We start from the raw sequence: 19,584 nt of genomic DNA, 5'->3' as shown, positions 1-19,584 counted from the left end.
GTCATTGGCTCGTCTCCTGGCGAGCAGCGAGTGCGGCGCGCGCCTGTGCGGCATCGGAAAACGGCCGCCGCACGCCGTGCATCTCCTGATACGACTCATGTCCCTTGCCGGCAATCAACACCACTTCCGCCGGATGCGCCACAAGAATGGTGCGCCGGATCGCCTCGCCGCGATCGACCAGGACCTCGGCATTCGGCGCCGCGACGCGAATTTCGTCGAGAATCGTCTGCGCATCTTCACCGCGCGGGTTGTCACTGGTCAGCACGACGCGATCGGCACGCTCTACGGCGACCGCCCCCATCAACGGTCGCTTGCCGCGATCCCGGTCACCGCCACAGCCGAAGATGACCGTCAGACCGGCGCCACGCGCCGTGGCCACCGCGCGCAAGGCGCCCAGGGCGCTGCCCAGAGCGTCCGGCGTGTGGGCGTAGTCGACGACGACCAGCGGCTCGTTGTGGCCACCGATCTTCTCCAGGCGGCCGACTGGCGAACGCAACTGCGCGAAGCGTTCGGCAACGGCCTTGGGTGTCAAGCCGGCGTCGATGAGGACAGCGGCGACGGCCAGGAGATTGGCAACGTTGTAACGACCGAGCAGCCCGGTCTCGACCAGAGCACGCCCGCTCGGGGCGCAGAGCCGGAAGCGCAGGCCGTCGATGGTTTCCTCGACGTCTTGCGCACGCACCGTTCCCTGCCGACCATCGGACGCCTCCTGCTGCGTGTAGCCGATCACCTTGGTGGCCGAACTGAGTGCCGCCAGCTCACGCCCGAAGGGGTCGTCAAGATTGCACACGGCCAGGCGTAGCCTGGGCCAGCTGAAAAGCCTTGCCTTGGCCTCGGCGTAGGCCGCGAAAGTGCCGTGATAGTCGAGATGATCGTGGGTCAGATTGGTGAATACCGCGACATCGACGCGGGCACCGTCGAGGCGCCCCTCGGCAATTCCGATCGAGCTGGCTTCGAGGGCACAGGCCTGCGCGTCGTCGTCAGCGAAGCGTGCCAGCGAGCGCATCAGCGTCGTTGCCTCGGGGGTCGTAAACCCGGTCTCGGCAAGCCGGCCGGGGAAGCCGGCACCCAAGGTGCCGATGAGCGCGCAGCTGCGCGGGTGGCAGGCGGCAAGCCACTGCGTCACGCTGGTCTTGCCGTTGGTGCCGGTGACCGCGATCAGCGACAGGCGCTCGCTTGGACGCCCGTATACGGCGTGCGCCAGCGGCCCACATAACGCCCGCAAGGCCTGTACCGGCAGGTTGGCGATCCGCCAGTCGGCATTCCAGACGAAGTCGGCCGTGGCGGCCGCGGAGCTCTCCCAAAGGACGGCGCAAGCGCCCGCGGCGATGGCTGCGGCGATGTGGCTGCGGCCATCGGCGAGGTCGCCGGGGTAGGCCAGGAAGAGATCGCCGACGGCGACCTGGCGGCTATCGTCGGTGACGCCGCTGGGCACCACGCCGAGTTCCGCCAGCCGCACCAGCACAGCGCGGGCGGAGGATTCGGCGGCGACGAAGTCCGAGTTGCTCATAACCTGGCCTTGACCGCCGGCTTGGCGCCTTGCGCAACCTCGAGCGGCGCGTCCGGCGCAATGCCGAGCGTGCGCAGGGTGCCGGCCATCACCGAGGCGAAAACCGGGGCTGCCACTTCGCCACCATAGTACTTGCCACGCGGCTCGTCGATCAGCACGGCAACGATCAGGCGCGGGTCGGACGCCGGAGCAAAGCCGACGAACGAAGCCACGTACTTGGTCGTCGTGTAGCGGCCATTTTCGAGCTTGCGCGCGGTACCCGTCTTGCCGGCAACCCGATAGCCCGGGATCTGCGCCTTGGGAGCCGTTCCACCGGGGCGCACCGCCATCTCGAGCATGGCCCGCACTTCCCGCGCCGTCTGCGGGCTGAACACCTGCGTACCGCGCGGCTTCGCCGCACCGACACGGGTCAGCGAGAGCGGCACGAGGTCGCCGTCGCGCGCAAAAACGGAATAGGCGCGCGCGAGCTGGATCAGCGACACCGAAAGGCCATGCCCGAAGGACATCGTCGCCTGCTCGATTGGCCGCCACGACTTCCAGGGGCGCAGGCGGCCGCTGACCTCGCCCGGGAAGCCGAGTCTCGGCACCTCTCCAAAACCGACGCTGTGGAACATCTCCCACATCGCTTGCGCCGGCAACATGGCGGCGATCTTCGAAGACCCGACGTTCGACGACTTCTGGATGACCTCGGCGACGGTCAGCACGCCGTAGCGATGGGTATCGGAAATCGTCGCGCCGCCAATTTGCAGGCGACCGGGCGCACAGTTGATCTGGGTGTCGAAACGCACCTTGCCGGTATCCATCGCCAGGGCGATGGTAAACGGCTTGAGCGTCGAACCCGGCTCGAAGGTGTCGGTCAGGGCACGGTTGCGCAACTGCCCGCCGGAAAGGCTCTCGCGGTTGTTCGGGTTATACGTCGGCCAGTTGGCCAGGGCGAGTATTTCACCGGTCCTGGCGTCAAGGACGACAATTCCGCCGGCTTTTGCCTTGCTGTCGGCGATCGCCTGCTTGAGCTGGCTATAGGCCAGATACTGGACTTTGGAGTCCAGCGCCAGGCTGATATCTTCACCGTCCTGCGGCGGCTTGACCGATCCCACGTCTTCGACGATCTGGCCGCGCCGGTCCTTGATCACGCTGCGACTGCCCGGCGTGCCGAGCAGTTGCCCATGGAAAGCCAGCTCGGCTCCTTCCAGCCCCTTGTCGTCGACGCCGGTGAATCCGACCATGTGCGCAGTCATCTCGCCGGTCGGGTAGAAGCGGCGATATTCCTTGTCCTGACCGATGCCAGGCAACTTGAGCGCGGCCACCTGCGCAGCCACCGGCGGCGGGATCTGGCGGCGCAGGAAAACGAAGGGCTTGTCGCTGGTCAGCTTGCGGGCCAGGCCCTGCGCGTCGATCTCCAGCAGTGCGGCCAGATGCTGGGTCTGCTCGGAAGTCAACTGTGCCGCCGGCGGGACGGCCCAGATCGACCTCATCGGTGTCGAAATGGCCAGAACGTCGCCGTGGCGGTCGGCGATACGTCCGCGCGACGCGGTAATTTCGATGTCGCGGCGGTAGCGCGACTCGCCTTTTTCCTGCAGGAAGTCGGTATCGAGTATTTGCAGGTAGAAGGCGCGGCCAATCAGGACGACGAAGGAAAAGAGGATCAGCAAGGCCATCAGGCGCGAACGCCAGGCAGGCAGACGCAGCTCGAGCAACGGGCTCTCGGCAAATTTGTGCGCGACCTTGCCCTTGAAACGCATCATCGCGACGCACCCCCAGTCGGCAACGAGGGAAGCAAGGTCTCGGCGTCGGGGGTGCGCATGCCGAGCTTCTCGACAGCGATCTTTTCGATTCTCGGCGCCGTCCCCCAGGTCGACAGTTCGAGCTGCAGCTGCCCGAACTCGACCTCCAGCTGGCGCGTGCGCTCCTGCTGCACTTCAAGCGCCTGAAAGAGCTGTCGCGCCTTGTGTTGCGAGGTCACGACCCCCAGGCTGCAGAGCATCACCGTCAGGAGCAGGAGCACGTTCAGGCGGACCATTTCAGGCCGCCTTCCTGGCCAGCTTTTCGGCCACGCGCATCACGGCGCTACGTGCGCGCGGGTTGGCGGCAACTTCTTCTGCGCTCGCCTTGAGCGCCTTGCCGACCAGGCGCAGATCCGGTTGCGGCAGATCGACAGCACGCAAGGGCAGCTTTCTGGACAGGCGATCGGGAGCGGCGCCGTCGCGCATGAAGCGCTTGACGATCCGGTCTTCGAGCGAGTGGAAACTGATCACCACCAGGCGCCCACCCTGCTTGAGGACAGTCATTGCCTGCGGCAGCACTAGCGTGAGCTGCTCGAGCTCTTGATTGATATGAATCCGTAGAGCTTGAAAGGTACGCGTCGCCGCGTCCTTGCCAGGCTCGCGGGTCCGCACGGCCGCGCGTACAAGGGCTGCGAGCTCACCCGTGGTTGTAAGCGGCCGCTCTCCCCGAGCAGCCACAACCTTCTTTGCAATCTGGAAAGCAAACCGTTCTTCCCCATAATTCCTGATGACCTCCGTAATCTCCTGCACGCCGGCCCGCTGCAACCACTGCGCAGCAGTCTCGCCCTGCGTCGTATCCATCCGCATATCCAGCGGCGCGTCATAACGAAAGCTGAATCCCCGCTCCCCTTGATCGAGCTGGGGCGACGAGACGCCAATATCGAGAAGCACGCCATCGACACCCTGCTCGACGTCGATTCCCGCCACCCGCAAGGCCTCGGTCAATTCGCTGAAGCTCTGGTGCATGACCCGCAACCTCCGGTCCGGAGTCTCTCGCGCCAGCGCCACGGCGTCCGGGTCACGATCGAGAGCGAGCAGGCGACCGTCCGGTCCGAGCCTGTCGAGAATCGCCCGACTGTGCCCGCCGCGACCAAAGGTGCCGTCGACATAGGTCCCCGCGGGTTTTATCTCCAGCGCATCAACCGCCTCCCGCAGCAAAACCGTCTGATGCTGCGACGGCAAGGTCACAGCGCCAGGTCCTCAAGACCCGGCGGCAGACACTGATCGCTGAGAAGAAAAACCGCTTCCTGCTGCCTCTTCCAGCCGCTGTCCGACCAGATCTCGAAATGACTGCCCTGCCCGACCAGCCAGACCTGCTTTTCCAGTTCGGCGAACTGGCGCAGTTCGGGAGCGATCAGCAGGCGGCCAGCCGCATCCATCGCTTCTTCGCGCGCATTGCCGACCAACAGCCGCTTGATCGCCGCCGATTGCGGATTCATGCTCGAAGCAGCCAGAACCTTGTCGCGAATCGGCTCCCAGGCGGGCTCGGGGTAGAGAAGCAAGCAACGATGCGGGTGCGCAGTCAGCACTAGGCGACCGTCAGCGACCGAGGCCAGGGCTTCCCGGTGACGTACCGGAATGGCCAGCCTGCCTTTCACATCGAGACTCAACGCCGCAGCACCCTGAAACATCAATCCAAATCTTCCCTTGCAATCCTTCCGAGAACACCGCAATCTTCCCACTTTCTACTACTTGCCCCCACTTTAAGACAAAGATTGCGCTAAAGCAAGGACTCTTGCATTGCTTTTCTCAATAGCTACAAGGACTTATGGACGACTCCTGAAGCACGCTGAGAGGGACATTGTTTTTATAAAACAATGGCGCAATTTCCAGAGTTAAAGTGATCTCTCAAGAAAGGCAGGCAAACTCGGCTGGCACACGCTTTGCACGTGCGCGAAGCGGCCGAGGAGCGCGCTGCTGGAGGCGGCGAAGAGGGAGAAAAACTGTTGGATTGGCAGCAACGACTGCCGGTCAGGCGGGAATAGTGGGAAGCCGATCGATAAGCCGGGTTCTGTCGTGGACAGCCATTCCTCTAGACGCACTGTTACCAGTACGTTCAAGCAGCCTACCCGGAAGCAGCGCGAGCCACGCCCATGCTTCCCTATTTGGCCTTGCTCCGGATGGGGTTTGCCGTGCCAGCCGTGTTACCACGGCCGCGGTGAGCTCTTACCTCGCCGTTTCACCCTTACCTGCCCACTCTCGATTGTCTGAGCGCGGACATCGGCGGTCTGTTCTCTGTTGCACTTTCCGTCACCTCACGGTGCCCGGTCGTTAACCGGCATCCTGCTCTGCGGAGCCCGGACTTTCCTCTCGGCGCAAGGTGGTGACCTCTTGCCCAGCGGCTGCCTGACCGACTTCCCGCGCTGATTATACGCGCCGCCGCGTTCGCCCCGGGCGGAATTGCCAAGCGTCATCGTAGTAGGAGGCGCTCTCGTTGGCGGCTGTCACGCCCGGCAGACCGAGCAGAGGCAGGGGGTGAAAGGCGCTCGGATCGACGTGCAATCCAGCCGCCACTTCGCCAGCCAGACGCCGGTCGACGTCAGCCAGCTGTTCGCGCAGCGGTGCGTGCAGCCAGTCGGCGCTGACTTCATGAAGCACGGCCTTGGCGGTCAAGCCGCGAAACGGCTGCAACAGCTGCTCGTAGGTGGCGTGGCCAAAGACGAAACAGCGCAACGCGCGCGCGAGGTCACGGCGCCGCTCCCAGAACAGGGTTTTCCATTGAAAGCTGCGCAGCAGGGCGAGCAGGGAACGATCGGAGGAGACGACGATGACGCCACATTCATCGAAATGCGTCAGCGCATCACGATCGCGACCGCGGCTGTGTTGCGCGCGGGGCACCGCCATCGACTCGACGTGACGGGCATTCAGCGCCGATTTGCTGAGCGGAAAGCTGAGCCAGACCAGAGCATTGAAGAAATCGTGCCAATTGGCGGGACGCGTCTCCACCTCGCCGCGCGCCCAGATGCGCATTTCGTAATCGACCCCATCCCCTTGCGGCGCAATGAACGAAAGCCGCCGGCCGCTAGCCGTGCGCGGGTCTAGGCGAGCACAGAGCAACTCGAGCGATGCCGCGTCAGGCGCGAAGGGAATGCCCTCGACAAGAGGTGACAACGGCGCAAACAGGCCACCCGGAGAAGGCCAGCCGGACAGGCTCACGGGTTCACTGCGGCGCCGGCGCCACGGCTTCCGTCTGCGCATCACCCTTCGGCGCGGCGACGAAGGTCAAGCTCCCATTGCGCATCTCGAAGCTGCCCTGCAAGGGGCCCATGCCGCCGGCAGGCTCTTCTTCAAGGCGGGCGAAGCCCTCGCAGGTTCGCGTCTCGACGACCAGCATGCGGCGGCCCTGTTTGAGAATCCAGGCGTCGTTCCCCGGCGCGTAGACCTCGACCGGGGTTTCGGCGCCGCCCTTCCCCATGTCGTGGCGGCGCATGCACTCGGGCATCCGCGCCGCGACGATGGCGTAGGAAGCCGTCTTTTCCCAGAAGAAATTCTTGATGCGAATCAGCGTCAGCGCATGCTGACTCGAAGCGATCTCGAACGACGCACGCTGATCGGAGCAGGCGACCAGCAGGGGCAGCAGGAACAAGGACAACAAGGTTTTCCGCAACACGGCAAGCCTCCTCATGCGAATCGCGCAGCGGGCACGCGCAGGGCGATCCGCCAACATCAAGCGAGCATCCGCCAGCGCAACCGCTCGCCGGCACGTAGTGGAACCAGCGTCTCGTCGCCGAGATAGGGAAACGCCTCGGCGACCAGCCACTCCTCCTGGCGCAGCGTCACCGTCCCGGTATTGCGTGCGAGGCCATAGAAATCGGCACCGTTGAAGCTGGCGAACGCTTCCAGCCGATCGAGAGCGCCGGCCGCCTCGAAAGCTTCGGCGTAGAGTTCAAGCGCCACGTGCGCCGTATAGCAGCCGGCGCAACCGCAACTGGTCTCCTTGCTGCTCCGCGCATGCGGCGCCGAATCGGTGCCGAGAAAAAACCGCGGGTTACCCGAAGTCGCCGCACGCACCAGCGCCTGCCGATGCGCCTCACGCTTGAGCACCGGCAGGCAGTAGTGGTGCGGGCGAATGCCGCCGGCAAAAATGGCGTTGCGATTGTAGAGCAGGTGATGCGCGGTAATCGTTGCTGCCAGGTTCGGCCCCGCGCTGGCAACGAAATCGGCGGCATCGCTGGTGGTAATGTGTTCGAAGACAAGCTTGAGCCCAGGGTAGCGTGCCAGCAGCGGCTGCAGGACGCTCTCGATGAAGCGCTGTTCGCGATCGAATACATCGACGTCCGGATCGGTCACCTCGCCGTGCACCAGCAAGGGCATCCCGGACCGTTCCATTTCGGCAAGCGCGGCAGCGCATTTATCGAGATCGCTGACCCCGGAATCCGAATTGGTCGTCGCCCCCGCCGGATACAGCTTCACCGCGTGCACGAAGGCGCTATCGACAGCGCGCCGCACTTCATCGGCCGAGGTGCGATCGGTCAGGTAGAGGGTCATCAGCGGTTCGAACTGCGCGCCGCGCGGCAAGGCCGCCAGGATCCGCGCCCGGTATTCGCCCGCTGCAGCGACGGTGGTCACTGGCGGGCGCAGATTGGGCATCACGATGGCCCGGGCAAACTGACGGGCACTATGCGGCAACACTGCGCTCAGCGCTTGACCATCGCGCAGATGAAGGTGCCAGTCGTCAGGACGAGTAAGAGTGATCTGCATTCTTGGACCGCGACAAGAGAAAGACCGGATTCTAGATGATTTTCTCCTGGCGGCCGAAACAGGCCTCGGTGTCGGCGTCGTGGCCGATCAAGGGCGCGCCTCCTGCGGCCAGCCAGGCAGCGTTCAAGCCTTCAGTCGCAAGGCCAGCTCATACAAGGCTTTCCTGCCGACCCCGGTAATCGCGTGCGCCAGGCGGCTGGCCTGGCTGACCGGCAGTCCCTCGTCGAGCAGCAGCCTGACGACCCTTTCGCCTTCGGCACCGTCGTCCAGCGACGCCGCCCCCGAAACGAGCACCACGAATTCGCCGCGCTGCCGGTTGGCGTCTGCCAGCAACCAGTCGCGCGCTTCGGCAAGCGGACAGACATGGATCGATTCGAACAACTTGCTCAGTTCGCGCGCCAGAACCACGGTTCGTGTCGGCCCAAACGCGTCAGCCAACGCCGCCACGGCGTCGAGAATGCGATGCGGAGCCTCGTAGAAAACCAGCGCGTAGGGCAGATGGGCCAGTCCGCGCAAGGCCTCTGCGCGCTGCCCCGCCTTGCTCGGCAGGAAGCCGTAGAAGAGGAAATGCGGGTCATCGAGTCCGGCGGCAGACAGCGCGACGATCGCCGCGCAGGGACCCGGCAAAGGGACGACGCGATAGCCGGCCGCACGCACCCTGGCCACCAGCCGCGCGCCAGGGTCGGACACCGCCGGCGTGCCGGCGTCGACCACCAGCGCCACCGACTCGCCGTTCGCCAGGCGAGCGATGACCTGTTGTGCGGCGGACTGTTCATTATGCTGATGCGCCGCCAGCAAACGTGCAGTACAGCCATAATGTCTGAGTAGCGGCCCGCTGTGGCGCGTGTCCTCGGCGGCCACCCACGCCACCCGCCGCAGGACCTCGATCGAACGTTGGGTCATGTCGCCAAGATGGCCGAGCGGCGTCGGCACCACATACAACGCAGGGAGTTCTTCCGTCATGACCATCCGTCCGCAGGCAAGCGACAAAGATAGCACGGCCGGGCCAGGCGAAAGGCCGCCAACAGCGGGCGTCCTCGCCGAGCGGCTGGCGGCGTCCTTCCTCGAACGCAGCGGCCTGACCATCCTGAGACGCAATTACCGCTGCCGCGGCGGCGAGGTAGACCTGATCTGCCAGGAACGACGAGTGCTTGTCTTCGTCGAAGTCCGCCTGCGCCGCAACGCCAATTATGGCGGCGCGGCGGCCAGCATCACCGGCGCCAAACAACGCCGCATCATCCTCGCCGCGCGCCATTACCTGGCGTCGCAGGCAGGCCAGCGTGAACCTGAATGCCGCTTCGACTGCCTGCTCCTGGACGATCTGTCCGACACGGCAATCGAATGGTTGCGTGACGCCTTTGCGGCGCCCTAGCGCGTACCATGTCCCCCGCAGCACCCCGATCCGCACGCTGGCCGCGCCATCGCGCCATCGCGCCGTCGCAGCCGCAGTGTTCGGTGTTCGGTGTTCGGTGTTCGGTGTTCGGTGTTCGGTGTTCGGTGTTCGGTGTTCGGTGTTCGGTGTTCGGTGTTCGGTGTTCGGTGTTCGGTGTTCGGTGTTCGGTGTTCGGTGTTCGGTGTTCGGTGTTCGGTGTTCGGTGTTGACTGCGCGGTCCTCGCGACTCCCTGGTGTTAAGATCCCTGGCTCCTCTTTCAGTCTGGTCAAGTACAGCCCATGAATTTGATCGCCCGTATCAAACAGCACTTCCAGGACAGCGCGCAGACCAAGCTCGACGCCAGCGAACTGCTGGCCGCGCCAATCGCACAGGCGATCGAAGCAATGGTCGGCTGCCTGCTCAACAACGGCAAGATCCTCGCCTGCGGCAACGGTGGCTCGGCCGCCGACGCGCAGCACCTGGCGGCCGAACTGGTTGGCCGGTTCGAGGCCGAAAGGCACGAGCTGGCGGCGATTGCGCTGACCACCGACACGTCGATCATGACCGCCATCGGCAATGACTATGGATTCAAGATGGTATTTGCCAAGCAGGTCCGCGCCCTCGGCCAGCCAGGCGACGTGCTGGTGGCCATCTCGACGTCGGGAAACTCGCCCAACGTCATCGAAGCGATCAACGCCGCACACGAGAACGAACTACGCGTGGTGGCGCTGACCGGCAAGGGCGGCGGCGCGATCGGGGAAATGCTCTGCGATAGCGACGTTCATATCTGCGTGCCTGCCGAGCGCACCGCACGCATTCAGGAAACGCACCTGCTCGCCATCCACTGCCTTTGCGATGGCATAGACGGCCTGCTCATGGGAGTCGAGGAATGAAAAAAACTCTGGCCACCAGCCTCCTTCTTGCCGTGACCCTGGCACCGACACTGCAGGGCTGCATCCCGCTGGTCGCCGCCGGCGCGACCCAAGCAACCCTGTCGGCAGTCGATCGCCGCTCTCTCGGCACCCAGACTGAAGACGAAACCATCGAATGGAAAGCGGCAGGAAACGTCAGCACAAAGGCGGGCGAGCAGTCGCACACCAACTTCACCAGCTACAACCGCAAGGTGCTGATCACCGGCGAGGTCCCCTCCGAGGCGATCAAGGCCGAGGTGGCGCGCCTGGTCGCCGCCATACCGCAGGTCAAGGGCGTCTACGACGAACTGGCCATCGCCCCGGCCAGCTCACTGAGCACGCGCAGCCAGGACTCCTACATCACCACCAAGGTGAAGGCACGCCTGGTGGACTCGGGCAGGGTCAGCGCCGCGCATGTCAAGGTGGTCACTGAAGCCGGAGTCGTCTATCTGCTGGGCCTGGTCACGCAGCGCGAGGCGGACGCAGCAATCCAGGTCGCGCGTACGACCACCGACGTCAGGAAAGTCGTCAACCTGTTCGAGATCATCAGCGATACCGAGGCCAAGGCGCTGGAGGTCAAGATCGAGCCCCAGCCAGCGAAGCAGGATAGCGTCACCAGCGGCGGATAGATTCCCGGCAGAGTCCCCCGACCGGCGGCCGTAACGGCCACCGCGAGCCGAAGCAAGCTCGCGCTCGCGACGGCTAGGCGCAGAGAAGCGTCAGCCACGGTCGCCAGGTGCGGCCGGCGCCTTCTTCTTGCCCCAGCTGGCGTGGGCATTCCGGCTGACAATATAGTCGGCAAAGAACTTCATCCAGATTGTCGACCCGGCAATTGCGCTCCAGATGTCGTACGCGACGCCACCGATGACGATCATCAGGATCACCGCCACCGCGACGCCGCCGGCAACCAGATTAATGGCCGCCGTGTAGGGCGCATACTTCTCCGGCTTGGCGGGTGGCACGCCGCCTTTCAGCGCCACCTCGGAAAAATCCCTCTTGAAAAGGATGCGCCACGCCCGCCGCAGCCAGAAAAAAGCAATTGGAAAGAGGCCGAGAAACAGTATCCATGTTATCGCGACGCTGATAGTCATCCACTACTCCTTGTTTTTCGCGCCACTGCGCGCACTCAGAAACCCAGGTAATTACAACATCAAGGCAACCGAGCAAAGAAAAACCCCGCCACAGCCACCAGCGGGGTTCTCCTTGCCCGCTGCCGCCGACTGGAAGCCGGACGACAGCATGATCATAAAGCCAACTCGCTTAGTGCGCGCCCGTAACAGCTCCTGAGCCACGCGGGATGCGCACTGCTTCGACCATTGCCTGGATGTGGTCCGGAGGTTCCGGGGTCATCTTGTCGACAATGAAGGCAACGCCGAAGTTGACGCAGGCTCCGATAGCACCGAAGGCTTCCGGCGTGATGCCGAAGAAGCTGTTCGGGCCGCCGATCAGGTGCAGGTACTCGGTTCCCTTGATGAAGAAGATACCCTTGGCTGCGAAGACGTAGAAAAGGGTGACGAACAGGCCGGCGAGCATGCCGCAGATCGCGCCTTCCTTGTTCATTTTCTTCGAGAAGATACCCATCATGATCGCCGGGAACAGCGAGCTCGCCGCGATTCCGAAGGCCAGGGCCACGGTACCGGCCGCGAAGCCCGGCGGGTTGAGACCCAGATAACCCGCGATGACGATCGCCACGGCCATCGAGACCTTGCCCGCCAGCAGCTCGTTCTTCTCGCTGATATCGGGAACGAAGACGTTCTTGATCAGGTCATGCGAGATCGCGGCCGAGATGGCCATCAACAGGCCCGCGGCAGTCGACAGGGCGGCAGCCAGACCACCGGCAGCGACCAGTGCGATCACCCAGTTCGGCAGCAGCGCGATTTCCGGGTTGGCGAGAACGATGATGTCGGCGTTGACCGTCAGCTCGTTACCCTTCCAGCCGGCGGATTCGGCCTTGGCCTTGAACGCGTCGCTCTTGGACTTGTCGTTGTAGTACTGGATGCGACCGTCGCCGTTCTTGTCTTCCCACTTCAGCAGACCGGTTTTCTCCCAGCGCTTCATCCAGTCCGGACGCTCCTCGTACACCAGTTGCGAGTCGGCAGCGTAGGGATCGGCATTGCCCATCACCACGCCCGGGGTGATCGTGCGCAGCAGGTTGGTCTTGGCCATCGCCGCAACGGCAGGTGCGGTGGTATAGAGAAGGCCGATGAAAATCAGCGCCCAACCGGCGGAACTACGCGCGGCCGCCACCGTCGGCACCGTGAAGAAGCGCATGATGACGTGCGGCAGACCGGCGGTACCGATCATCAGCGACATGGTGTACACGAACATGTTCAACATACCGCCAGCGTCTGACGTGGTGTAATTGGCAAATCCGAGATCGCTGACCACCATGTCCAGCTTGTGCAGCAGCGAGACATCCTGGCCGACAATGTTGGAACCCAGACCCAGTTGCGGGATGGGGTTGCCGGTGAGCTGGATCGAGATGAAGATCGCCGGGATGATGTAGGCCGAGATCAGCACGCAGTACTGCGCCACCTGCGTGTATGTGATCCCTTTCATGCCGCCGAACACCGCGTACACGAAGACGATGCCCATACCCACGTAGATCCCGGTTTCGCTCGTCACTCCCAGGAAGCGCGAGAAGGCGACGCCGACACCCGTCATCTGACCGATGATGTAGGTCAGCGACGCGACCAGCAGGCAGAGAACTGCGACCGTGCTGGCGGTCTTCGAGTAGAAGCGGTCGCCGATGAACTGCGGCACGGTGAACTTGCCGAACTTGCGCAGGTAAGGCGCGAGCAGCATTGCCAGCAGCACGTAGCCACCGGTCCAGCCCATCAGGAAGAGACCGCCGCCGTAGCCCATGTTGGAGATGAGGCCGGCCATCGAAATGAACGACGCGGCCGACATCCAGTCCGCCCCGATCGCCATGCCGTTCATGACCGGCCCGACTTGACCGCCAGCAGCGTAGAAATCGCTCGTGGTACCGGCACGCGCCCATAGTGCAATCCCGATGTACAGCGCGAAAGAGGCGCCGACGACCAGGTAAATCGTGGTTTGCAGCTCCATAATTGGCCCCTTATTCTTCGTGAACGTCGAACTGACGGTCGATCTCACCCATCTTCTTCTTGTAGTAGAAGATCAGCGCGATGAACACGTACATCGCTCCCTGCTGGGCAAACCAGAAGCCCAGGGGGTAGCCGCCCAGATGGAAGCTATTGAGTGCCGGTGCGAACAGGATGCCCGCGCCAAACGAAACCAGGAACCAGACCACCAGGATCTTGCTTAATAACCCGAGCGTCGCCGACCAGTAGGCCTTTCCGCTGTCGTCCATGATTACCTCCTCCAATTTTTTTTTCGATCGATTGAGCGGATCCCGAAGCATCCAAGGGAACCACCGGCGCGATTATTGATGTCGATTCTTACTGGAAACTGACACCACACTGGAAAGTCAGGCTTGCGCGGCGAACCCGCATGGAATTTTGCGGTCGCACCCGGCGGCGGCAATCGCCACGGCGAGCGCTCGGGATGGCGACGGGCTAACGCCGCCAGAAGCCCGGCGTGAGCAAGACCAGCAAGGTGAAGATCTCCAGACGTCCGAGCAGCATGGCCCAGGTGCACACCCAGGTCTGAAAGTCGGTGAGCACGGCGTAGGTCGTCGCCGGACCGACGAGGTTCAGTCCGGGGCCGGTGTTGTTCAAGCAGGCGACTACGGCGGAGAAGGCGGTGATGATGTCCAGCCGCGTGGCGACCATCAGCAGCGTCATCACGACGATGCTGACCACGTAAATGAACATGAAACCGAGGATCGCGTGCAGCACGTGGTCCGGAATCACCGTCTCGCCGAAGCGAACGGTCTGCAGGCCGCGCGGATGCATGGCGCGCGTCAGTTCGCGTGACACCTGCTTGTAGAGAACGACCGCGCGCATCATCTTGATCCCGCCACCGGCCGAACCCGAGCAGGCGACGAAACTGCCCAGAAAGAGAATCCACAGTTGCCCGAACAGCGGCCACTGAACATAGTCGGTCGTCGCAAAGCCAAGCGAAGTAGCCAGCGACACGGAGTGGAAACCGACGTAGCGCAGAGTCGTCAGGAAGTCCGGATAGATCGCCTCCGGCCACAGGTAGAGCGACAGCGCCAGGATGCTCAGAGCGAGAATGCCGAGGAAATAATGCGCCTCGACGTCGGCCAGATAGGCGCGCAGCGACCGCTGCGAGAAGGCCAGGAAGTGGGTGCTGAAGTTGATGCCGGCGAGCAGGGCGAAAAAGACGACCACGAGCTCGATATCGAGGCTGTCGAAGTGTCCGACGCTGGCGTCCTTGCTCGAAAAACCGCCGAGGCCCATGACCGAGAAAGCGTGCATCATGGCGTCCCAAGGCTCCATTCCGACGTAATGCAGACTGACGCCGCAGGCAATGGTCAGGATCACATAGACGACCCACAGACCTTTGGCCGTCTCGGTGATGCGCGGCGTGATCTTGGAATCCTTCATCGGGCCCGGCGTTTCGGCCTTGAGCATGCCGCGGCCGCCAAAACCGAGCAAGGGCAGAATGGCGACGGCAAGAACGACGACGCCGAGGCCGCCGATCCAGTGCATGAAGGTACGCCAGAAGTTGATCGATAGGGGTAACTGGTCAAGTCCGGAGAGGACCGTTGCACCGGTCGCCGTGAGCCCCGAAACGGCCTCGAAGTAGGCGTCGGTCCACGTCAGTTCGTCGATGTGCAGATACAGGGGAAGGGCGCCGAAAGCGGGCAGCAATGCCCAGATCAGGGCGACCAGCAGAAAGCTCTCGCGCACCCGCATCTCGCGTCGCTGCCGGCCTATCGAGAACGAAAGCAGCAAGCCGCTGAGGATGGTGATCAACACCGCTTCGTCGTAGGCGCCATGCGCGCCGTCGGCGGTCACCCACGATATGGCCAGCGGGATCAGCATCAGGAAACCGAAACCGGTGATCAGGACGCCGAGTACGTACAGGGCCGGCGCGAAACGCCCGCACGCGCGCGCTCCTCGCGACTGCGCGGAAAGCGACGAAGAACCAGACATTTTCTCGATCCTGGTCACCTGCCTTCTTGACGTCCCCAAGAGCGTTCGGAATCGACCCGTCAGCGGCCTATCCGCGCGGGTCAGGGACAGAGCAAATCAGCCGCAGGAGCGACGGGACCTCCGCTCCAGGCAACCGCAATGTGGCGGGCATTCTATACTGAAAGCTTCGCGCAAGCTTCGCCGCCGATCATTCGCCATCCGTATCGCCCACGCTCTAGAGCAGCACGCGTTCGATGCCGCCATTGTTGGCCCGGTTGACGTAGCGCGCCAGCCAGTCTTCGCCAAGCAGGCGCTTGACCATTTCGACGACGATGTAATCGGCCTCGGTAGCGCTGTCGTCGTTGTAGCGCGACAGCCCTTGCAGGCACGACGGGCAGGATGTGAGGATCTTGACCGGGCCGGCAAAGCCGTCTGCCCGCTGCCTTTCGACGCCGCCGGCGATCTCCTCCTGCTTGCGGAAGCGCACTTGCGTCGACACGTCGGGACGGGTCACGGCCAGGGTTCCTGACTCGCCGCAGCAACGCGCGGAGAGCTCGACCGGCTGCGCCATCAGGCGGTTAACCACCTTGATGCCGGGCATCGTTCGCATCGGCGCGTGGCAGGGGTCGTGGTACAGGTAGCGGCTGCCGCTGACGCCGTCGAGACAGACGCCTTTTTCGAGCAGGTACTCATGAATGTCAAGCAGGCGGCAACCGGGAAAGATCTGCTCGAAGTGGTACTTTTCCAGCTGGTCCATACAGGTGCCACAGGAAACGATGACCGTCTTGATATCCAGGTAGTTCAAGGTATTGGCGACGCGGTGGAAGAGCACGCGGTTGTCGGTGATGATCGTCTGCCCCTGGTCGGCCTCGCCAGCGGCGGTCTGCGGATAGCCGCAGCACAGATAGCCGGGCGGCAGAACGGTTTGCGCGCCGATCTCGTAGAGCATCGCCTGCGTTGCCAGGGCAACCTGCGAAAACAGCCGCTCGGAGCCGCAGCCCGGGAAATAGAAAACGGCGTCGCCGTCGTAGTCCGGCGCGCTGACCTTGTGCGGATCGCGGATGATCGGGACGATCTTGTCGTCCTCGATGTCGAGCAGGGCCCGGGCAGTGCGTTTGGGTAGCCCGCCGGGCATCGGTTTGTTGATGAAATGGATGATCTGCGAGCGAAGCTTTGGCGAACCGAGCGTCGCCGGCGGCTGGCGCGTTTGCGCCTGAATCAGGCCCAGCGACTTCGCCGCCCGGTAAGCCAGGCGCTGTGCCCGGTAGCCCCAGTCGATCATCAGCTTGCGCACCAGCTTGATGGTCGCCGGATCCTTGATCGTCAGAAAGGCCATCGCTGCCGCTTTTGCCGGCACGAACTTCTTCTTGCCCTGCTCGCGCAGCAGATTGCGCATGCGGATCGTGACGTCGCCAAAGTCGATGTCGACCGGGCACGGGCTCAGGCACTTGTGGCAGATCGTGCAGTGATCGGCGACGTCGTTGAATTCGTCGAAGTGACGCAGCGAAACGCCGCGCCGCGTCTGCTCCTCGTAGAGAAATGCCTCGATCAGCAAGGACGTGGCGAGAATCTTGTTGCGCGGCGAGTAGAGCAGGTTGGCGCGCGGCACGTGCGTCGAACAGACCGGCTTGCACTTGCCGCACCGCAGGCAGTCCTTGATCATCGCCGAGATGTGGCCAATTTCCGACTGCTCCATGATCAGCAACTCGGTGCCCAGCAGCGAGAACGACGGCGTGTAGGCATTGCTCAGGTCACCGCCGGGCAGCAACTTTCCCTTGTTGAAGTGGCCTTCCGGATCGACCCTGGCCTTGTAGTCGCGAAAGGGCTGGATTTCGTCGTCGCTGAGGAATTCCAGCTTGGTAATGCCGATGCCGTGCTCGCCCGACACCACTCCGTCGAGCGCCCGGGCCAGGGCCATGATCCGCTCGACCACCGCATAGGCGGCCTGCAGCATTTCGTAGTCATCGGAGTTCACCGGAATATTGGTATGCACATTGCCATCACCGGCGTGCATGTGCAGGGCGACAAACAAGCGGCTGCGCAGCGTCTGCTGGTGAATCGCGGCGAGGCGCTCGACGACCGGCCGGTAGGCAACGCCGTCGAAAATCCCTTCGAGTTGCGGTTTGAGTTCGCTTTTCCAGGAGACGCGCAGCGAGTAGTCCTGCAGGCGATGAAAGAGCGTCGGCCCGGGTGCGCGATTTTTCAGCTCGCCGCTGCTCAGGCCACGCGCAGCGAACTGCGCTTCCGCTTCGTGCAGCGGCAGGTCGAGATTGTCGAGCAGCCACTGCCAGCGAGTACGCACGATGGCCACCGCTTCCAGCGCTGCCAGTCGACGGTCTCCGATCAGCAACTCCTGGTCGAGTTCGGCATCGCCACGATGCAAAGGCAGATCGCCGTGCAGGAAGTCGCTCAGCGAGTCGCACAGCGCCAGCTTGTTGCCGATCGACAGCTCGATGTTGATACGCTCGATGCCGTCGCAGTATTCGCCCATCCGCGGCAGCGGGATGACCACGTCCTCGTTGAGCTTGAACGCGTTGGTGTGACGTGAAATAGCGGCGGTACGCGAGCGATCGAGCCAGAATTTCCGGCGCGTTTCGGCGTCCACGGCGATGAAGCCTTCGGCGCCGCGCAGATTGCACAGGCGCACCACTTCCGACGCGGCGCTCATCACCGCCTTCTCGTCGTCGCCGACCAGGTCACCGATGAGCACCATTTTCGGTCGCCCGGCGTTTTCCGCCTTGCGCTTGGCCTTGGTGGCATAGCCGACGGCGCGCAGGTAGCGCTCGTCGAGGTGTTCGAGTCCGGCGAGCAGTACGCTGGCGTCCTGGCCGCCACCGCCAGGCGCGAATAGATCGGTGATCTCGACGATCGCCGGCACCGCCTCGCGGACCTGGCCAAAAAACTCCAGGCAGACGGTGCGTGCATGTTGCGGCATGCGGTGCAGAACCCAGCGCGCAGCGACGATCAGGCCGTCCGTTCCTTCCTTCTGCACGCCCGGCAGGCCGGCCAGAAACTTGTCGGTAACGTCTTTGCCGAGACCCGCCTTGCGGAACCTTGGCCCCGGAATGTCCAGGATTTCCGGCTCGCCGTAGAGCGTCTTGCCGTCCCGACGAAAGCGCCTGATCTCGAAGCGCACACTCTCCTGTTCGTGGATCTTGCCGAAGTTGTGCCCGATGCGCGTCACTTCCATCTCGTGACCGCTGGGGTCAACCAGCTTCCACCAGGCGAGGTTATCGACCGCCGTCCCCCATAGCACCGCCTTCTTGCCGCCGGCATTCATCGCCACGTTGCCACCAATGCACGAGGCTTCGGCCGAAGTCGGGTCGACGGCGAACACCCGACCGGCGGCCGTCGCGGCCTCGGCGACGCGCGCCGTGACCACCCCGGCGCCGGTACGGATCGTCGCGTACGGGCGATCGCATCCGGGCAGCAGCGTTTCCTCGACGGCGCCGATATTGAGCAACTTCTCGGTGTTGATCACCGCCGAAAGCGGCGTCAGCGGAATCGCACCGCCGGTATAACCGGTACCGCCACCGCGCGGAATGATCGTCAGCCCGAGCTTGATGCACGCACGTACCAGAGCGGCGATCTCTTCCTCACTGTCCGGGTTCACCACGACAAAGGGATATTCGATGCGCCAGTCAGTGGCGTCGGTGACGTGCGAGACGCGCGCCAGGCCGTCGAAGGCAATATTGTCGCGGCGCGTATGCCGGGAAAGCGCTTTCCGGACCTTGCTGCGCAGCGTGGCCGTATGATCGAAATGGCGCTCGAAGGCATCGACCGCCGCCTCGGCGGCGACGATCAACTGCAAGACACGTTCGTTACCCTGGCGGCGCTTCTCGATCTCGCGCAGCCGATGGCGAAGTGCGCCGATCAGCGCCGTCCGCCGCTCACGGCTGGCGAGCAGATCGTCCTCCAGGTAGGGATTGCGCTGCACTACCCAGATATCTCCCAGCACTTCATAGAGCATCCGCGCCGAGCGACCGGTGACGCGTTCGGCACGCAGCTGGTCAAGCAAGGCCCAGTTTTCCGAACCGAGCAGTCGAATAACGATCTCGCGGTCGGAAAACGACGTGTAGTTGTAGGGGATCTCGCGCAGGCGTGCGTTCATTGATGCTCTCGGCTACCGGCAAAAGGCGAATTCTAGCTTATTGCAGTGCAACAGATGGCCGCCGATCGGCGGCCCTGGCCCCCGGCAGCGCCGTGAGCGCGCCCATTCTGTCAGCCGGGCAGCAGCAAAAGCTTCCGCTCACGGCCGTCGCAGCTCGGCTTCCTCGGGTA

17 protein-coding genes and 1 other RNA gene are annotated in these 19,584 nt (G+C 63.7%); 3 read left to right on the top strand and 15 right to left on the bottom strand.

Translation table 11 applies throughout. The features are described from left to right. Window position 1: 1 nt before the first annotated feature. The 10 genes from QZ613_RS00155 to rsmI all read right to left on the bottom strand — a co-directional run bounded on the left by QZ613_RS00155 (window position 2) and on the right by rsmI (window position 8,958). Window positions 2-1,510 (bottom strand): UDP-N-acetylmuramoyl-L-alanyl-D-glutamate--2,6-diaminopimelate ligase, encoded by a 1,509-nt coding sequence (locus QZ613_RS00155; RefSeq protein WP_291981200.1) that lies wholly within the window; start codon window positions 1,508-1,510, stop codon window positions 2-4. Next, window positions 1,507-3,255 (bottom strand): penicillin-binding protein 2, encoded by a 1,749-nt coding sequence (locus QZ613_RS00150; protein ID WP_043568373.1) that lies wholly within the window; start codon window positions 3,253-3,255, stop codon window positions 1,507-1,509. The genes QZ613_RS00155 and QZ613_RS00150 overlap by 4 nt, the downstream gene beginning before the upstream one ends. Continuing rightward, window positions 3,252-3,530, bottom strand: coding sequence for a cell division protein FtsL (gene ftsL / locus QZ613_RS00145; protein ID WP_043568370.1), 279 nt, complete (start codon window positions 3,528-3,530; stop codon window positions 3,252-3,254). Before ftsL ends, QZ613_RS00150 begins: the two co-directional genes overlap by 4 nt. Window position 3,531: 1 nt before the next feature. Continuing rightward, on the bottom strand, window positions 3,532-4,482 hold the full coding sequence (rsmH, locus tag QZ613_RS00140) for a 16S rRNA (cytosine(1402)-N(4))-methyltransferase RsmH (protein ID WP_043568367.1): 951 nt from the start codon (window positions 4,480-4,482) through the stop codon (window positions 3,532-3,534). Further along, window positions 4,479-4,925 (bottom strand): division/cell wall cluster transcriptional repressor MraZ, encoded by a 447-nt coding sequence (mraZ, locus tag QZ613_RS00135; protein ID WP_043568363.1) that lies wholly within the window; start codon window positions 4,923-4,925, stop codon window positions 4,479-4,481. Before mraZ ends, rsmH begins: the two co-directional genes overlap by 4 nt. A gap of 353 nt (window positions 4,926-5,278) precedes the next feature. Further along, window positions 5,279-5,652, bottom strand: an RNA gene (gene rnpB / locus QZ613_RS00130) — RNase P RNA component class A. A gap of 9 nt (window positions 5,653-5,661) precedes the next feature. Beyond that, a complete protein-coding gene (locus QZ613_RS00125; protein ID WP_291981198.1) occupies window positions 5,662-6,450 on the bottom strand; it encodes a DUF3025 domain-containing protein in 789 nt (262 codons plus the stop codon). 4 nt (window positions 6,451-6,454) lie between these two features. Continuing rightward, window positions 6,455-6,904 (bottom strand): hypothetical protein, encoded by a 450-nt coding sequence (locus tag QZ613_RS00120; RefSeq protein ID WP_291868208.1) that lies wholly within the window; start codon window positions 6,902-6,904, stop codon window positions 6,455-6,457. Window positions 6,905-6,960: 56 nt separating this feature from the next. Further along, the gene (gene pyrC, locus QZ613_RS00115) at window positions 6,961-7,995 is read right to left on the bottom strand and encodes a dihydroorotase (RefSeq protein ID WP_291981196.1); all 1,035 of its coding nucleotides are present in this window, start codon (window positions 7,993-7,995) and stop codon (window positions 6,961-6,963) included. 123 nt (window positions 7,996-8,118) lie between these two features. Then, window positions 8,119-8,958 carry a 16S rRNA (cytidine(1402)-2'-O)-methyltransferase gene (rsmI, locus tag QZ613_RS00110; protein ID WP_043568414.1) on the bottom strand — a complete coding sequence of 280 codons (840 nt, stop codon included), beginning with the start codon at window positions 8,956-8,958 and terminating at the stop codon, window positions 8,119-8,121. Here rsmI and QZ613_RS00105 point away from each other — a divergent pair. From QZ613_RS00105 to QZ613_RS00095, 3 genes are all read left to right on the top strand, one after another. After that, window positions 8,957-9,367 carry a YraN family protein gene (locus QZ613_RS00105; RefSeq protein WP_043568357.1) on the top strand — a complete coding sequence of 137 codons (411 nt, stop codon included), beginning with the start codon at window positions 8,957-8,959 and terminating at the stop codon, window positions 9,365-9,367. The two genes, rsmI and QZ613_RS00105, sit on opposite strands and share 2 nt — an antisense overlap. Before the next feature lie 300 nt (window positions 9,368-9,667). Beyond that, complete coding sequence (locus tag QZ613_RS00100) at window positions 9,668-10,261, top strand: phosphoheptose isomerase (RefSeq protein ID WP_043568354.1); 594 nt, start codon at window positions 9,668-9,670, stop codon at window positions 10,259-10,261. Next, the gene (locus QZ613_RS00095; RefSeq protein ID WP_291981194.1) at window positions 10,258-10,908 is read left to right on the top strand and encodes a BON domain-containing protein; all 651 of its coding nucleotides are present in this window, start codon (window positions 10,258-10,260) and stop codon (window positions 10,906-10,908) included. The genes QZ613_RS00100 and QZ613_RS00095 overlap by 4 nt, the downstream gene beginning before the upstream one ends. A 90-nt stretch (window positions 10,909-10,998) precedes the next feature. Here the strand turns inward: QZ613_RS00095 and QZ613_RS00090 are convergent, their stop codons facing one another. From QZ613_RS00090 to QZ613_RS00070, 5 genes are all read right to left on the bottom strand, one after another. Next, window positions 10,999-11,370, bottom strand: coding sequence for a hypothetical protein (locus QZ613_RS00090; RefSeq protein WP_043568347.1), 372 nt, complete (start codon window positions 11,368-11,370; stop codon window positions 10,999-11,001). 169 nt (window positions 11,371-11,539) lie between these two features. Next, window positions 11,540-13,348 carry a sodium:solute symporter family protein gene (locus QZ613_RS00085; protein ID WP_291981192.1) on the bottom strand — a complete coding sequence of 603 codons (1,809 nt, stop codon included), beginning with the start codon at window positions 13,346-13,348 and terminating at the stop codon, window positions 11,540-11,542. 10 nt (window positions 13,349-13,358) lie between these two features. Then, complete coding sequence (locus tag QZ613_RS00080) at window positions 13,359-13,613, bottom strand: DUF4212 domain-containing protein (protein WP_291981190.1); 255 nt, start codon at window positions 13,611-13,613, stop codon at window positions 13,359-13,361. A gap of 205 nt (window positions 13,614-13,818) precedes the next feature. Next, window positions 13,819-15,324 carry a potassium transporter TrkG gene (locus QZ613_RS00075; protein ID WP_291981188.1) on the bottom strand — a complete coding sequence of 502 codons (1,506 nt, stop codon included), beginning with the start codon at window positions 15,322-15,324 and terminating at the stop codon, window positions 13,819-13,821. Between the two features lie 214 nt (window positions 15,325-15,538). Then, window positions 15,539-19,414, bottom strand: coding sequence for a DUF3683 domain-containing protein (locus tag QZ613_RS00070; RefSeq protein WP_291981186.1), 3,876 nt, complete (start codon window positions 19,412-19,414; stop codon window positions 15,539-15,541). Between the last annotated feature and the right edge of the window lie 170 nt (window positions 19,415-19,584).

The organism is Candidatus Accumulibacter sp. ACC005, from assembly GCF_907163215.1.
Lineage (GTDB): Bacteria > Pseudomonadota > Gammaproteobacteria > Burkholderiales > Rhodocyclaceae > Accumulibacter > Accumulibacter regalis.
This window is presented reverse-complemented; position numbering and strand designations above follow the sequence as displayed.

Bases quoted from the DNA above. Each gene is read 5' to 3' on its own strand.
- ftsL (WP_043568370.1), bottom strand. From the start codon at position 3,530: ATGGTCCGCCTGAACGTGCTCCTGCTCCTGACGGTGATGCTCTGCAGC.
- QZ613_RS00155 (WP_291981200.1), bottom strand. From the start codon at position 1,510: ATGAGCAACTCGGACTTCGTCGCCGCCGAATCCTCCGCCCGCGCTGTG.
- QZ613_RS00100 (WP_043568354.1), top strand. From the start codon at position 9,668: ATGAATTTGATCGCCCGTATCAAACAGCACTTCCAGGACAGCGCGCAG.
- rsmI (WP_043568414.1), bottom strand. From the start codon at position 8,958: ATGACGGAAGAACTCCCTGCGTTGTATGTGGTGCCGACGCCGCTCGGC.
- QZ613_RS00150 (WP_043568373.1), bottom strand. From the start codon at position 3,255: ATGATGCGTTTCAAGGGCAAGGTCGCGCACAAATTTGCCGAGAGCCCG.
- mraZ (WP_043568363.1), bottom strand. From the start codon at position 4,925: ATGTTTCAGGGTGCTGCGGCGTTGAGTCTCGATGTGAAAGGCAGGCTG.
- QZ613_RS00105 (WP_043568357.1), top strand. From the start codon at position 8,957: ATGACCATCCGTCCGCAGGCAAGCGACAAAGATAGCACGGCCGGGCCA.
- pyrC (WP_291981196.1), bottom strand. From the start codon at position 7,995: ATGCAGATCACTCTTACTCGTCCTGACGACTGGCACCTTCATCTGCGC.
- QZ613_RS00085 (WP_291981192.1), bottom strand. From the start codon at position 13,348: ATGGAGCTGCAAACCACGATTTACCTGGTCGTCGGCGCCTCTTTCGCG.
- QZ613_RS00075 (WP_291981188.1), bottom strand. From the start codon at position 15,324: ATGTCTGGTTCTTCGTCGCTTTCCGCGCAGTCGCGAGGAGCGCGCGCG.
- QZ613_RS00070 (WP_291981186.1), bottom strand. From the start codon at position 19,414: ATGAACGCACGCCTGCGCGAGATCCCCTACAACTACACGTCGTTTTCC.
- QZ613_RS00080 (WP_291981190.1), bottom strand. From the start codon at position 13,613: ATGGACGACAGCGGAAAGGCCTACTGGTCGGCGACGCTCGGGTTATTA.
- QZ613_RS00095 (WP_291981194.1), top strand. From the start codon at position 10,258: ATGAAAAAAACTCTGGCCACCAGCCTCCTTCTTGCCGTGACCCTGGCA.
- QZ613_RS00090 (WP_043568347.1), bottom strand. From the start codon at position 11,370: ATGACTATCAGCGTCGCGATAACATGGATACTGTTTCTCGGCCTCTTT.